11 protein-coding genes are annotated in these 15,526 nt (G+C 39.0%); 6 read left to right on the forward strand and 5 right to left on the reverse strand.

Annotated features, from left to right (window positions below):
- Positions 1 to 51 precede the first annotated feature (51 nt).
- Positions 52 to 1,293: a hypothetical protein gene (locus H6G18_RS11360; RefSeq protein ID WP_190407207.1), complete on the reverse strand. Its 1,242-nt coding sequence runs from the start codon at positions 1,291 to 1,293 to the stop codon at positions 52 to 54.
- 367 nt (positions 1,294 to 1,660) lie between these two features.
- On the opposite strand from H6G18_RS11360, the gene H6G18_RS11365 reads away from it, so the two are divergent.
- Together H6G18_RS11365 and H6G18_RS11370 are read left to right on the forward strand one after the other, a co-directional pair.
- The gene (locus tag H6G18_RS11365) at positions 1,661 to 2,449 is read left to right on the forward strand and encodes a DUF1868 domain-containing protein (RefSeq protein WP_190407208.1); all 789 of its coding nucleotides are present in this window, start codon (positions 1,661 to 1,663) and stop codon (positions 2,447 to 2,449) included.
- A 360-nt stretch (positions 2,450 to 2,809) separates the two neighbouring features.
- The gene (locus tag H6G18_RS11370; RefSeq protein ID WP_190407209.1) at positions 2,810 to 6,109 is read left to right on the forward strand and encodes a two-partner secretion domain-containing protein; all 3,300 of its coding nucleotides are present in this window, start codon (positions 2,810 to 2,812) and stop codon (positions 6,107 to 6,109) included.
- Positions 6,110 to 6,172: 63 nt separating this feature from the next.
- Here the strand turns inward: H6G18_RS11370 and H6G18_RS11375 are convergent, their stop codons facing one another.
- Positions 6,173 to 7,096, reverse strand: a complete 924-nt coding sequence (locus tag H6G18_RS11375; protein WP_190407210.1) for a 1-aminocyclopropane-1-carboxylate deaminase/D-cysteine desulfhydrase — start codon at positions 7,094 to 7,096, stop codon at positions 6,173 to 6,175.
- An 886-nt stretch (positions 7,097 to 7,982) separates the two neighbouring features.
- On the opposite strand from H6G18_RS11375, the gene H6G18_RS11380 reads away from it, so the two are divergent.
- From H6G18_RS11380 to H6G18_RS11390, 3 genes are all read left to right on the forward strand, one after another.
- Positions 7,983 to 9,434, forward strand: coding sequence for a glycoside hydrolase 100 family protein (locus tag H6G18_RS11380; RefSeq protein ID WP_190407211.1), 1,452 nt, complete (start codon positions 7,983 to 7,985; stop codon positions 9,432 to 9,434).
- Positions 9,435 to 9,707: 273 nt separating this feature from the next.
- Positions 9,708 to 11,057 carry a 16S rRNA (cytosine(967)-C(5))-methyltransferase gene (locus H6G18_RS11385; RefSeq protein WP_190407212.1) on the forward strand — a complete coding sequence of 450 codons (1,350 nt, stop codon included), beginning with the start codon at positions 9,708 to 9,710 and terminating at the stop codon, positions 11,055 to 11,057.
- Positions 11,058 to 11,114: 57 nt separating this feature from the next.
- On the forward strand, positions 11,115 to 11,537 hold the full coding sequence (locus H6G18_RS11390; protein ID WP_190407213.1) for a tellurite resistance TerB family protein: 423 nt from the start codon (positions 11,115 to 11,117) through the stop codon (positions 11,535 to 11,537).
- 67 nt (positions 11,538 to 11,604) lie between these two features.
- Here H6G18_RS11390 and psb35 read toward each other — a convergent pair whose 3' ends face one another.
- The gene (gene psb35, locus H6G18_RS11395) at positions 11,605 to 11,832 is read right to left on the reverse strand and encodes a photosystem II assembly protein Psb35 (RefSeq protein WP_190407214.1); all 228 of its coding nucleotides are present in this window, start codon (positions 11,830 to 11,832) and stop codon (positions 11,605 to 11,607) included.
- Positions 11,833 to 11,939: 107 nt separating this feature from the next.
- Positions 11,940 to 13,037, reverse strand: a complete 1,098-nt coding sequence (locus tag H6G18_RS11400) for a glycosyltransferase family 4 protein (protein WP_190407215.1) — start codon at positions 13,035 to 13,037, stop codon at positions 11,940 to 11,942.
- Positions 13,038 to 13,189: 152 nt separating this feature from the next.
- Here H6G18_RS11400 and H6G18_RS11405 point away from each other — a divergent pair, with 152 nt between their 5' ends.
- A complete protein-coding gene (locus H6G18_RS11405; RefSeq protein WP_190407216.1) occupies positions 13,190 to 14,095 on the forward strand; it encodes a S66 peptidase family protein in 906 nt (301 codons plus the stop codon).
- Positions 14,096 to 14,207: 112 nt separating this feature from the next.
- On the opposite strand, the gene H6G18_RS11410 is transcribed toward H6G18_RS11405, so the two are convergent.
- Positions 14,208 to 14,957, reverse strand: a complete 750-nt coding sequence (locus tag H6G18_RS11410) for a class I SAM-dependent methyltransferase (protein ID WP_190407217.1) — start codon at positions 14,955 to 14,957, stop codon at positions 14,208 to 14,210.
- Between the last annotated feature and the right edge of the window lie 569 nt (positions 14,958 to 15,526).

The raw sequence follows: 15,526 nt of genomic DNA on the forward strand, positions 1-15,526 counted from the left end.
ATAAATATGTCACTGAGTTGTCAGTGGGTAGTGCAGAAAAAAGCATTTTCATTACAAATCATCAGAAGCTTGCAAACTACCGCAATGTTTACAATGTGGTAAATGCTTGTAAGTGAGATTGTGACAATTTCGACATTCAATATACTGATAATAACCACAGTGCGGACAATAGGCATCATTATGCCGGAGTTTCTTCGCACACTTTACACAACGTGATTTTTGAATTCTGCTAACCGCCTGAAGTTTAGGGTTAAGAATAATTTTCTGGAAAAACTTAATAATGCTAAAACCAATCAGTGGAATCAGCAATATATAAATATAGCTGACGAGAAAAAGCAACCTACCAAAAATGGCGCTAATAACATCAAAGACAAACTGAAAAATTGCTCCAACTTGCAGAAATTCAAATATTTTCAGGATTAAGGGGATAAAAAATATCACCAATAAATGCCAGCTAATCAGAGTGATGAGTCCGTATCCTCTGCGCTGAGAAAATTGGTGAACTAGCAAAGTAGCAAATATCAGTGGTAACAAAAACAGAGTCTGAAAGGCAAGTTGGATACTTGGATACCAAAAGGATGCTTGTTTATAGCCTTGTTCAACTGTTCCAAATTCTTCACTATTCTCAAGAAAAGCTATAAAATTTCTACTTTCTTGTTTCGTCAGCAATTCATTTTTAAGATTAGATATTTCCTTTTCTAATTTAAAAATGTTAAGATTATTTTTTTCTAACTCTTGTTTGGCCTTTTCTGCGCCGACTTGATTAATCGACTGCTCACGAGATTGCCCAGCAATTTTTTCTAAGAGTGTAGAGTCATACTCAGTACGAATCCGACTATTAGCTTGTTTAAGATTACCTATTTGCCCTTGTCTCTGGTCAATCGCTGTTATTGCTTGTTGATTTTGAGGAATATTAATCTTATCTATGTATTCTGCATACTGCAAACAGGTGGGAGCTACTTTACCTAGATGCTCTGCTTCAGATTGTTGGTAGATTTGTTTTTGACTAAGTTGATTACCACTCTCATAAAGCAATGATTGCCTAATGATTTCGTAATCTTGATTTCCGCTATTTTTTGTGCGGTAATTCTGCCATTGGGAATAACATGGATAAGCTTGTAAAGGGCTAATATGCCATCTACTAATATCATCCAACCCTGTAAAAACGTTGATTAAAATAAAAATATCAATCAGAATAAGGACAATCAAACTTACTCTATTTAGAGGTTCGTTATTGATTTTTCTTGATTTATTTAAAAATTGATTGACAAAGTGCTGGATTCTCGCAAACATATTGGTGTTTAACTAATATTCAGATTAAGTGACTCTTATGTAGCTTTTCTCGTTTAAGTGAGGTATATCTCTTTGAGGTCAGAGGCTAGAACTAAGAAGCTAAGGTATACCTCATATAATTGAAAACTGTTATCAACTTTTTATCAGAGTTTAACAGTCGTGTTTGTAATTATACTCGATGGAGAAATTGCAGAGGGTTCTGTTGGTGGAACAAGCCACAATTATCATGAGAAGATGGGGAGTAGGGAATGAAGGACTTCTACTGATAATATGACTTGAAGAAAAAACTAAATACTTTTTAAATCACTCTGTTAAGTTGTGTGATTTTTCTGAAAATCTATCAAGTGAGAGCGCGAGGCAATAAAGATTGGACGATAACTATCAAATTTACCTAAATCGGGTGGCAAGATTGACGCTACCAGAGGCTCATAGATCCCAAGTCCAGCATATTCAGGAATCATATAAATTCCAGCCATCTTCGGGGTCTAGGCAAGCAGCACCTTTTCCGGGGTATACGCTAATTACTCCATTGGCGGCAGAAGACTCCGATAATTCTGGTTTTTACTCCCAGTTACAAGCCTATCAGCAGGAAATTTTACAGTTACCTATCAATCATGATTTGCTAGTTCCTGTACCTTCTGCTAGCTTTCATTTGACTTTGGCGGATTTGATTTGGGATAGTGCTTATCGGGATGCTTGCGAAAAAAATCCTGATTTTGAACAACAGTTACGCTTTTGCATAGCTGAGATATTACAGCAATATCAAGAATCTCTGACACTAGGAAGTAATCCAATTTACTGGCAAATGTTGGGATTGATCATCATGCCAAGGGCTGTCGGTGTTTGTTTAGTACCCAAAGATGAACTTTGTTACGAACAAATCATTAAATTCCGCCGCACAATTTATCAGAATCCTAAACTAATAGCTTTAGGAATTGAACAGCATTATCATCTGACTGCTCATGTAACATTAGGTTATTTTGGGGAGGTCTCATCAGATTTAGACCGGATAAAACTCAGTGATACATTGTCTGAATTGAATCAAAAATGGCTGTTAAATGCGCCAGAGTTCTTGATTCGTCGAGTGGAACTGAGGAAGTTTGACGATATGACACATTATTATCGTCAGCCGGACTGGCCGGGGTTGAATTTTTGATTGGGCTTCTGAGATAGGCTTTAGCAGAAATATTGACTGCGTTTTGTGTGTGAGTTGTCAATAGTCAGTTGTTTTTAAATTAACAAAATCCTCCCTACAAGACTTTGTGCCAGTAGGTGGGGATTTTTATTATTGCTTTGAGGGTAAAAATTATATGACGATATTAATTAATTATATATTGAGCTATGATAGCCCTCTTTAATTTTTCCAATTTCTTGCTTAAGTAGGCATTAGTTAATACTCATTCTTACTAGGAAAAATAAGACTTTTTAAATGGCATTGAGTTTTGAAAAAATCAAATAGGAATCCTATATAAGAGTAAACTAGGTGTTGATTCACAATTTTCTAACACGAGTAAAAATGAGCCGCCATTGCATCACAGCAAGTATCTCCATCATTTTGGGCATAGGTGCAATAATTAGCCTTGAAAATTCCAGTAATGCTGAAGTTATTCAAGATACTACATTACCTCGAAATACTAACGTTACTGTCACTACTAATAGACTGGAGGAAAGTACTTTCATCATTGATGATGGAACCTCAATAGGTAACAACCTATTTCACAGTTTTACCAAATTTTCCTTACTCAAAGGTCAAACAGCTTACTTCAACACTACTGAGAATATTCAAAATATTTTCGGTCGGGTTACTGGTAGAGAAGCATCAAATATTGATGGTACTATCACATCCAGAAACAGATTCAACTTATTCCTCATCAATCCCAACGGAATTATTTTTGGCCCTAATGCGCGTTTAAATATTCAGGGTTCTTTTGTTGCCAGTACTGCTAATAATATCAAATTTGCTGACGGTGGAGAGTTTAGCTCTAGAGCCACAGAAGCTACCCCTTTACTTAATGTCACTACTCCTATTGGTTTGCAATATGGTGTTAATTCTGGCAGTATCGAAGTGCAAGGAGAATCAATATATCAGCCTAGTACGCTGCAAGTTGAAGGCAATCAAACTTTAGCTTTGCTTGGGGGCAATATTATTTTAGAAAATGCCAATCTTAATACTTTAAAGGCTGAGGGCAGAATAGAATTAGGCAGTGTGGCATCGGCAGGTTTAGTAGGCATCAACCCAACAAGCTCAGGATTCTTATTTAACTTTGATTCCGTACCTGAGTTTGGTGATATTCAAATATTTTCAGGAACTAATATTAATAGCTTAGGCGACCTCAACATTACAGGTAAAAATATCGTAGTCACAGATGCGTCTTTAAATTTGTTAAATAATTTGACAATGAATGCAAAAGAAAGCATTCAATTGATGGAGAGAAGTTCAATTTCTGCCAGTAATCCATCTAATATTCCAGGAAATCATACTATTAATACTAAAAATTTATTAGTTCAAGATCAGTCTGTCATTGGTGTGAATGGTGGAAATTTGATAGTGAATGCTTCAAATGAAGTGAAACTAACAGGTGATATTCAAGATATTCCTAGCCGTATCTATGCTTCCGCTTCAGATAACTCCACATTCAACGGAAATTTAACGATTAATACTCGTAATTTATTAGTTGAGAATGGCTCACAAATTATCACTAATTCTTCTGATAACATTTCTGGCATTATTTCTCGTACTATGCAGACAAAGGCTAGTTTGACTATCAACGCCTCAGAGTCGGTGAGCTTGGTAGGTAGCTCGTTAGACGAAATATATCCTAGTGGTGTGTTTACTCAAGCTAATGACTATGAAGAGTCTGGAAACTTAACGATTAATACTCGTGTTTTGCGAATTGAAGATGGGGCGCAGATAATTGCCAGAAATTTGAGTGAGGGCAAAAGCGGAAACTTGACCGTGAATGCCACTGATAAGGTACAAGTAATTGGCACTTCTCCCAGTGGAGCAATTCCTGGGGACTGGCCTAATGATTCAGACGCAGATGAACCAGTGCCTCAAACTATCGGCCCGTTACAAGATTTGGTGATAACAGGGGTGAAGCGCAGAGATAGTTTACCTAGCGGTTTATTTACTAATGCCATTGTTTCTGGAGATGCAGGCAGTATCACGATTAATACTCGTGAGTTAATAGCGCAGAATGGAGGGCGCATCAGTGCTGACACGTTTGCAGAAGGTCAAGGCGGAGATTTAACTATCAATGCCACTGATAAAGTGCAACTGTTTGGTACTGCTATCAATGGTGTTTCTAGTGGTTTGTTCACTAGAGCTGGTTCTCTGGCTACTGGAAATGCAGGCTCTCTGGCAATTTTCACTAGTGCTTTATTAGTGCAAGATGGGGCGCAGGTCAGTGCTAGTACGTTTGGTGGGGGAAAGGGTGGTAATTTGTCTGTCCAAGGGACTGAAGGAATAAAACTAATTGGTGTGTCTAGGAATAATGTTGCTAGTGGGTTGTTTGCTCAAACTAATCGTCATGCTACAGGAGATGCTGGCAGTTTAAAGATTGATACTTCTACCTTACTGGTACGCGACGGCGCTCAAATTAGTGCTAGTACCTTTGGTGCAGGTAAAGGTGGGAATTTATCTGTTCAGGCTTCTGAGATAAAGCTGATTGGTACGGCTCCTGATGCTTTGTTCTCTAGTGGTTTGTTTACTGTGGCGACTGCTGGCTCAACGGGTAACGCCGGAGAACTATCAATTAATACTCGTACTTTATGGGTGAGTGACGGGGCGCAAGTTTCTACCAGTACCAGTGGTGATGGTCAAGGAGGGAATCTAACAGTCAAGGCGACTGAGAGGGTGGATTTAATTGGTAGTGCTTTGAATGGTGCGCTTACAAGTGGCTTGTTTGCTACAGCAACGACAAACTCCACGGGTAACGCTGGAAGCCTGACGATGAACACGGATGTATTACAAATTCGGCAGAGGGCTGGAATAGCGGTGCAGAGTAGCGGTAAGGGGAGTGCAGGCAACTTAAATATTCATGCTCATTCTATCCGGTTGGATGATAAAGCTTTTATTAGTGCTGATACTCGTGATAACGGTATTAATTCTCAACAATCACAAGCAAATATTAATTTGCGATCGCACAATCTCATACTATCTGGTGGCAGCAATATTACCACTAACGCCACAGGCAAAAATGTTATCGGTGGCAATATTAATATTGATACTAACACTTTATTCGCTATCCAAAATAGTGATATTAGTGCTAATTCTGCTGATTTTCGTGGTGGTCGGATAAGAATCAACGCTCAAACTATTTTCGGCACAAAGTTTCGTAACGCACTTACCCCGAACAGCGACATTACAGCCACTGGTTCCAGCCCAGAGTTGAATGGTAGTGTAGAAATTACTACTCCTGAGGTAGACCCCAGCCAAAATTTAACCCAACTCCCATCAGATGCGATTGATGTATCAAATCAAATCTATCAAAAATGTCATAGTGGTGAAGCGACAGCACAAAAAGAAAATCAAGTTATTATCACTGGACGGGGCGGCATACCGGCAAATCCCTATGAAACTTTAGATAATGATGCAATCATTGCAGATTGGGTGATAGTTAACAATGTCAACAGTGTTGCTCAAAACGAAACTAATCTCACAAAGATAGAAAATACTGCTGCAAATACTATTATTGAGGCTAACGCTTGGGTTGTTGATGCCCAAGGGAAGTTAGTTTTGACGGCCGCAGCACCGCAGGTAAAATCCTATAGTTCAGGATTGACGACCGATTTCTGTCAGAGAAATAGGGGGTAGAAAAAAGATGGAGTTTTCCAGAAACGTATTATTTACAAAGTTAAATTTTAGTTTAAAAAAACTCTACAATCTTTCATTCATACCCAGATTACCTTGTAAACCGCCAGTGTGGATGAGTAAGATGCGATCGCCTTTGGTAAAATATCTTTGCTTGAGTAAATCCATCACACCATAAAACATTTTTGCGGTATACACGTAATCAAGGGGTATGTTGTGGGTTTGAGTAAACTCTTGACTGAACAAGAGCAGTTCATTTTTCACTTTGGCATAACCACCAAAATGGTAATCACAAAGCAATTCCCAAGATGTGGGAGGACTGTATACTACAGACAAACCAGTTGTGAGATAATTTTTGACATAATTGTTGATATCCTGCGCCAAAAAACTCCCATTTTTTAATACAGGAAAACCAAGCACACGCTGATGAGAACTTAGTGTCAGGGTAATACCTGCTAAGGTGGTAGCTGTACCGCAGGCTAGACAAACAGTATCAAATACTTGTGTCGTTGTCTTTAATATCTCAGTACAACCGCGCACACCATTTAAGTTGCTACCACCTTCAGGAATAATAAATACTTCACCAAAGCGTTTCTTTAAATCTCCTTGTAACACAGCGCTGTTTCGTTGTCGGTAAGTTTCACGGTCAACATACACAAGCTGCATACCTTGTTTTACAGCAAAATTCAACGTCGAATTTAAAGGTAGTATCTCCTCTCCACGAATCACACCAATAGTATGGAATCCGAGAAGTTTACCTGCGGCAGCTGTGGCAAAGATATGATTAGAATATGCACCACCAAAGGTAAGTAACGTTGTGTAGCCTTTGTCCTTAGCTTCTAAGAGATTGTATTTTAGCTTGTACCACTTATTACCGTTTACCAATGGGTGCATCAAATCAAGGCGCAGCACATACATTTCTACACCAGCACTACTAGCAATCTCACTAATGATTTGTTGTGTGGGAGGAGGAAGTAAGGTCAAGGACATATAAATAATTCGGCGTAAATATTCATTATTGGGATCTCAGCCGATGTGACCTACATTCCTAGTGACTACATTCAACTAAAATTCCCACAAAAAATGCCTTATTAACTGATTAATTCTCAAATATTTGTATCAACTGCTATTAATCAACATTTTTTTTATATTTTAGCAAAAATGCTCAATATATTTTAAGTATAATCACCCTTATTTAAATTTATCTCTTGAGTTTATGCTAGCATTTCAAAGATTATTTGATAGGCTCCGCTTGTACTCTTTTCTCCTGCATTTATGTACGGTTCAAGGTATTGCTAGGCTTAATTTATAGGTGATTAGTTTTTTAAATCACAGCATTTAATCTTTCTGTGGTGTACAATATAATATCTTACGGAAGTATTGACTTTTTGAGAAGTGCAATTATTCATATTGCATATTTTCATAAAAAGTTATAAATTATTAATTTGTAGGGGAAAATTAGTCTTTAAACCTAAATCCTCATTAATTAAGGATGTTAGGAGTCACTGAGGCTTCATGCAAACCTTAAATACCCACACGGATATATTTTTATTTGGTAAAGCAGCGTTCCGGAAATAAAAACGGAACAACGGATAATCTAAAAATATATCTTACCAGTAATGTTTTTAGTAGTCATTTGATAACTTGAGGTAATCAATTACAGTTATAGCTGTAACTTATCACAATAATAAATGATTGCCAAGAAATTAATTGTGCATTAAATGTTATAAGAATCAACAGCTGAAAAAAATTGATAATAAGCTGTTATTTCAATTGATGTAGGCTATTTAAAACATTATCTTTGCTAGTTTGTAAAGATAATATAACTAAAGCGCATCTACCAAAAATTCACACCCCCAATGGAGTTAATCTGGCGATGCAGAAGCTAAACGAATTGCTCACAAATGACACTATAGAAGAATCGGCATGGCAAGCATTAGAAAAATCAATCTTATATTATAAAGGTCTTCCAGTTGGGACAGTTGCAGCCTTTGATGCTTCTGTGGAAGCACTGAACTATGACCAGTGTTTTGTTCGAGATTTTGTCTCATCAGCTTTAATTTTTCTGATCAAAGGTAGATCAGATATTGTCCGTAATTTTTTAGAAGAAACACTAAAATTACAGCCTAAAGATAGACAACTAGATGCCTATAAACCTGGAAGAGGATTAATTCCAGCTAGTTTTAAAGTAGTATCAGATAATGGTGAAGAATATTTAGAAGCGGATTTTGGTGAACACGCGATCGCACGAGTTACACCAGTAGATTCTTGTCTATGGTGGATTATTTTATTGCGTGCTTATGGAGTTGCAACTAAAGATTTTTCTTTAGCCTATCAGCCTGAATTCCAAACAGGTATTCGGCTAATTATGGAAATCTGTTTGGCAAATCGATTTGATATGTATCCAACCCTGTTGGTTCCAGACGGTGCTTGTATGATTGACCGCCGTTTAGGTATTTATGGTCATCCTTTGGAGCTACAAGTTTTATTTTATACGGCATTGCGTGCTGCCCGCGAAATGTTAATTTGTCAAGGAAATCAAGATGTTGTAGAAGCAATTGATAACCGTCTACCGCTTTTGTGCGCCCATATTCGCCAACATTATTGGATAGATATTAATCGCTTAAATGCCATTTATCGATTCAAGAGTGAAGAATATGGTAAAGCAGCAGTCAATTTATTTAACATATATGTAGATTCGATTCCCTATTATGAATTAGACAAATGGCTGCCTAAAAAAGGCGGTTATTTAGCAGGTAATGTTGGCCCTTCGCAGTTAGATACTCGCTTCTTTGCGCTGGGTAATTTGATGGCTATTGTTTCCGACTTGGCTACAGAGGAACAGTCACAAGCCATTATGACTCTCATTGAAGACAGATGGGACGACTTGGTAGGAGATATGCCGATGAAAATCTGCTACCCAGCGTTGGAACATGAAGAATATAGAATAGTCACAGGGTGTGACCCTAAAAATATTCCTTGGTCATATCATAATGCAGGGAGTTGGCCAGTCTTGATGTGGATGTTAGCAGCAGCATCTGTAAAAGCGGGTAAACCTTATCTAGCAGGTAAAGCTATAGAAATTGCTCAAGCACGCCTTTTAGAAGATGAATGGCCAGAGTATTACGATGGTAAGAAAGGGCGGTTAATTGGCAAGCAAGCCAGAAAATATCAAACCTGGACAATAGCTGGCTTCTTATTAGCTCAGGAATTGATGAAAGATCCCTCACATTTATCATTAGTTAGCTTTGATAAATTGCCATCAGAATTAGTTTCTAGGGCGTGTGAGTTTGAAATTAGCAGTGTAGATGCTTCTATGCCTCGATAACAGTTTGATTGGTACGGGTAAATAACAAGATACTCGGATTAATCTTTTCAATTGAGTCAAAAATAAAGATTTATTTTCATCCCCTTGCAACTGTAAGGGGTTTTGTGTTTGCTTTGTCTCCGTTTTTTGTGTTTCAATAGTAGTCTTTCCCACAGAGGTACAGAAGCAAGAGTTGGTATAGGTACTGAAGTTGCAGAACAAGCTGGTGTTTGGTCTGAGCAAGTATTGAGATATATCAGGCTTGTTATCTGAATCTATAAGATAGTATTTTTTATGACAAATTCCCGTCAAATAGCTTTTATCGCCCTCCGAGATGTTCATAAAGGGGCTTATACGGATGTTGCTTTAGATAGAGTTTTGCAAAAAGCAAATCTAGCAGATATTGATCGTCGTTTGGTGACAGAATTACTGTATGGCAGTGTTCGCAGACAACGTACTCTGGATTTTCTGATTGATCAACTTGCTAAAAAGAAATCTCACCAACAACCGACTGAACTCCGCACTATTCTACATTTAGGTTTATATCAACTGCGTTATCAAGAGCGTATTCCTGCTTCTGCGGCTGTGAATACTACTGTGGAATTAGCCAAGGATAATGGTTTTGCTGGGCTTACGGGTTTTGTGAATGGTTTATTACGGCAGTATATTCGTTTGATGGAAACATCACCGGATTTTCCAGAATTGCCAGAAAACCCGGTGGAAAGATTGGGAATTTTATACAGCTTTCCTGACTGGATTGTCCAAGTATGGTTAGAACAATTGGGTTTGAGTGAGACAGAAAAACTCTGTGAATGGATGAACCAAACGCCAAGTATTGATTTAAGAGTCAATCCCTTGCGTAGTTCCGTCGCAGAAGTGGAGACAGCACTAAAATCTGCGGGGATTTTAGCTAGGCATATTCCTAATTTGCCTCAAGCTTTACGATTAATTGGGAATACTGGGCCAATCCAAAAGCTTCCAGGGTTTAACGATGGTTGGTGGGCTGTCCAAGATGCCAGCGCCCAGTTAGTTAGCCATTTACTCGACCCCCAACCCGGTGAAGTCATTATTGATGCTTGTGCAGCACCAGGGGGAAAGACGACTCATATTGCTGAATTAATTAAAGATGAGGGAAAAGTTTGGGCTGGCGATCGCACTCCTTCTCGTTTGCGTAAACTTAAAGAAAATGCCCAACGTCTGAATTTACACTCCATCGAAGCTTTTACAGGCGATAGCCGCAATCTGCCACAATTTTACAATACTGCTGACCGCGTGTTACTAGATGCCCCATGTTCTGGGTTAGGCACTTTACACCGCCATGCAGATGCACGTTGGCGACAGACACCAGAATCTGTCCAAGAACTTTCCATACTACAACAGGAACTCTTAGCACACACATCCAAATTTGTCAAAGCTGGTGGTGTGCTGGTTTACGCTACCTGTACGTTGCATCCAGCAGAAAATGAAGGTGTAATTACAGCATTTTTAGCTGAAAATTCTGATTGGCAAATTGAACCACCAAGCCCTGATTCGCCTTATTCTAGCTACACCACAAACCAAGGCTGGCTGAAAGTTTGGCCCCACAATCAAGACATGGACGGGTTTTTCATGGTGCGCTTAAGAAAAGCCAACGTTTCCGAATGATTACTAACAAGGATAGTACGATTTGATTGAAGCCTGAATCTCCCAGAGGAGGCAGCGATGGTGACAGATTCCAATGTGAAAAATTTAATTAAAATCCTGATAGGTGCTGCTTGGATTGATGGCAAAATTCAACCAGAAGAACGGCAATATCTGCGCGAGATAGCCCAAGCTAAAGGTTTGGCTAGCGATCCGGAGATTAAGCCTTGGCTGTATGAGTTAGTTGCTGTCAAGCCCAATGAATGCTACACATGGGTGAAAGAATATCTAGGCGATCGCCCCAGTCTCGAAGACTGCGAAAATCTCATCGAAGCCATCAGTGGCTTAATCTATAGTGATGGGGAAGTGGCGGTAGAAGAAGCAAAGCTTCTGACACAACTACAAGACATAGCAAAACCTAATGACTCAAACCAATCAGCCCATACTGTACTGTTGAAACAAATTAAACAACTGTATCGGCGTTGGGTAGAAGTTCAAAATTAAATATAGTCAAAAGTCTCTAGTCTAGGCTTGATTCACTATTGACTATCGACTATTGACTAGTAACTAATTAAGACTTCGGTTCACCCAGACCCGGAGTTTCTTCTTTTTCTACCTTAGGTACAAAATCAGGGCGATCTTTACTTTCCCAACCAACAGGACGTTTAGAGTTGTACCAAGCAATGGAACCAATAGTTACAGCCGCAATAAAACCGACTATATAAACCACGGTAAAGGCTGTGGGAAAGTGATTACCACCAGTCGCCACTGCATTTGCGGCCTGCATCAATATACGCATAAGTATATTTTCCTAATTTACGCAACATTTATTAACAGAGTATAAAAAAAGTGTATCATCTACATCCCCCCCTAGTTTGAAACATTTAGTATTACATAGGGCTGATATCAAATGTATTGCCTTATTCCCCTTAAAATATCTCGAAACCACTGCTCTGTGCGATCGCCCATTGCTTGTTGAGAATATTCTGTCTCTGCTTGTTGACGACAAGCAAGGCGATCGATGTTATCTAATTGTCTAATCGCACTCACTAAACCGTCAACACTATCCGGCTCTACCAAAAAACCCGTTTCCCCATCTTTGACAATTTCCGTGAGTCCACCACGACGATAAGCTATCACCGGTACACCACAGGCTAACGCCTCAATCGCTACATTACCAAAGGCTTCTACCCAACGAGGTGTAACCAATAGCGCCCGACATTTACCTAATTCTTTTTGCAGCTCCTCTGTAGGTAAAAATCCTAAATATTCTATGGGAGCATCGGCATATTTTTGACAAATTTCTTGCCAGTATTGCTCATTTTGCTTAAATCCGAAAATTTTCAGGGGAATACCTGTAATTTGCGCTGCGGCGACTGCATCCTCTAAAGCTTTTTCTGGGGCTATTCTACCTACCCAGGCTAAAAAATCACTCGGTTGAGAGCAAAATTGATAAATGGATAAATCCATCCCATTAGCTAAACAACGACATTTATCTGCAAAGGTAAATGTCTGTGCTTGAGAGAGTGTATGCACTCCTACAGTCCCCAAAAAATTAGTTGCAACTTGCTCAATGATGGAGTCCATCGCATCAGTTAAAGAACCCATACTAATCAAATGAGCGATAGGACAGCTAAAAAATGGAGTCAGGTATAAAGGAAGCCAATCATAGGAAAAATTGACAATTAAATCATAATCTGATTGAACTTGCCGAGCATAATCCCACATATTTGCTAAAACAGAGTTTTTCGGCAAAATAATCGGCTCATCGCGGGTCTGGGTTTGGGCTGGTGTTTGCAGTTCACCAGCAATTTCTATCACTGATATATTCTTCACTACTGAGCCACTAGGCGCAACTATTGTGACAATATGTCCACGCCGGAGCATTTCCTGAGCAATATTAGTGAGAGTCAGTTCCACACCACCCCCAACACCAGAGCCAATTGCACCCACAGGAGTAGATAAAAATAGCAACTTCAGTGAGTTGCTTTGGTCTGTAGTCATAGTTTTGACAAATAAAATTTACTTATGTAGCTTCAGTAAGTCGGCAAGAATAAATCATACTATGTTACACAATGAGGACAATTACCAATTAGGAATGGGTATAAACCCTTCCAATGGGCTATTCTAAATTTTGACTTTTGCAAAAATCATTGATGAAATCGACAATCTTACCTGAACCTCTCAAACCCGGAGATTTACTGCGAGTTATTACTCCCAGTGGTGCTTTGCGAGAATTTAAGGCTTTCAAGCAGAGTGTAGAAATTTGGCGATCGCGCGGTTATCGTGTAGAAGTAGCCAATGATATTCAACATAATTGGGGATATCTGGCTGACAAAGATGAAAACCGTCGTCATCAACTAGCTCAAGCTTGGGAAGACCCAGATTGTCGGGGTATCCTCTGTGCTAGAGGTGGTTTTGGTAGCACCCGCATCTTAGAAAATTGGACTTGGGAAACTAACTCATCTACTCCCAAATGGCTGATTGGCTTTTCTGATATTACGGCTTTGTTGTGGAGTCTTTACAACGCAGGTATCTCTGGTGTTCATGCTCCTGTATTGACAACTTTAGCTGATGAACCAGATTGGTCAGTTGAGCGCTTGTTCAATTGGGTGGAAGGACGACCACTCCCACCCCTCAAAGGTTGCGGTTGGGGTGGCGGTGTGGTTACGGGTTTTTTGTTACCGGGAAACCTGACTGTAGCAACCCATCTGTTAGCTACACCCTTGTTACCCAATTTAGATGGAGTAATTCTAGCTTTAGAAGATGTCACCGAAGCACCATACCGCATTGACCGGATGCTCACCCAGTGGCGTTTAAGTGGTGCTTTAGCCAAAATCAAAGGTATCGCTTTGGGTAGCTTCACCAGATGTGAACCACCAGCAAACATACCTAGTTTTAGTTTAGAAGAAGTTTTGCGCGATCGCTTGGCAGATTTGAGTATTCCCATTGTTTCGGACTTACCATTTGGTCATGACAGTCCCAATGCAGCCTTACCTGTGGGTGGATTGGTAACTTTAGATGCAGACCAAGGAATATTAACTCTAATGAGTAAGGAGTAATGAGTAATGAGTAAGGAGTAACGTACCGTATTATTTACCGGTGTGTTAAGTGCTTAAGTTATTCTTGGAGTGAAAAATTATCTCCGAATGTGCGCCTAACACACTATACTCGCTATCTTCCAGTCCATTTACGATAACAACGAGCTGTAATGAAGTAAGGGTGAAAAACTTCTATGAAATTACTCTGAATAGTCTTGAAGAAAGTATCTACTATTTGAGGGTCATCTAGATGAAATGGATGCTCTTGATTAAAACCTTTAAAGAAACACCAGTTGAGAATTAATTTACCCTCTGGGTGTAGAATTTGATGGAAGTGTAGCACTTGCTGACTGGGATCAGACAAATGTTCTAACACGTCAAAAGAAACGATTGTATTAAAACTCTCATTGGTTGGTATTTCCTGAGCAATTATAATTTTGTTACTCAATCCTAGTTGCTCGGCTCGGTAACGAACAAAATCACGACTAATAGGATTAATATCGCAATATATAACTTGTTCAACTTGAGGGCAAAGGGCAGCAGCAATAGTATGTGTGCCAATTCCACCACCAAAATCTAACACCCGACCTTGAGCATAATCTACAATCAATCGCAGTGTATCTTCAATGTAGTCATTACTTCCTAAATGCCACGCTCCCAACTCAAATAAGTAAAGCTCCCCCACTCTGTCACGATAAAAAGCCGTAGCTTTGTCCCAATCAAAATCTTTATTACCTAAATCGGTCAATTGCTCGTGACCAGTATCTAATTTCATCTCTAGAGTTCTTGCATCTATATGCAAAAATTCTTGTAGATGCTGCTTTAGATGAAATGAATTTTCCCAAGAAGCTTTTAAGAAAGCTGGAACCGATATTTTATTCATAAAAATTTCTTTATTTTTCACAGAGTTAATATTTTAGATCAATATCAGTATTTATTTTTGATTTTAACAACCCAAGTTTGCCAATATCGTCAAGTAAAGTATCCCATCTCCTGCTAAATCAGGCTTAGACAATTATTTTTTTTGAGATAAAAAAATGGTGCGATCGCCTAGATAAATTAGGTAATTTTGGTTCATGATTTTGAGTGTTTGAGAAACGAACAATTTAATCTGCGCCGCATTGACTAGACTGCGGTGTGGTTTAACAAAAGTGAGTTACGGTGTAGTCAATAACTTGGCGTAAATATTCACGTTACTTCAATAAGCCCCTTTCCAAAGCAAAAAGGGGCTTAAATATCTTTAATTTTTCAGATAAAATCTAGCTTTCAAAGCCTCATGATTGGCGATCGCTAACCCTATAGAAAAATAGTACTACTAGCGATGACATCCCTCAATTCCTCGTTACAATACCTTAGCCAAAATAAGAGGATGAAGAGAGAGGGCCGATGTAGTAGAGTTATTGTCTCTCACAACGACAACTCAAAAACCACAATCAGCCCATGCCCGATATC

It is taken from the genome of Anabaena subtropica FACHB-260, assembly GCF_014697105.1.
GTDB classification, from domain to species: Bacteria; Cyanobacteriota; Cyanobacteriia; order Cyanobacteriales; family Nostocaceae; genus Trichormus; species Trichormus subtropicus.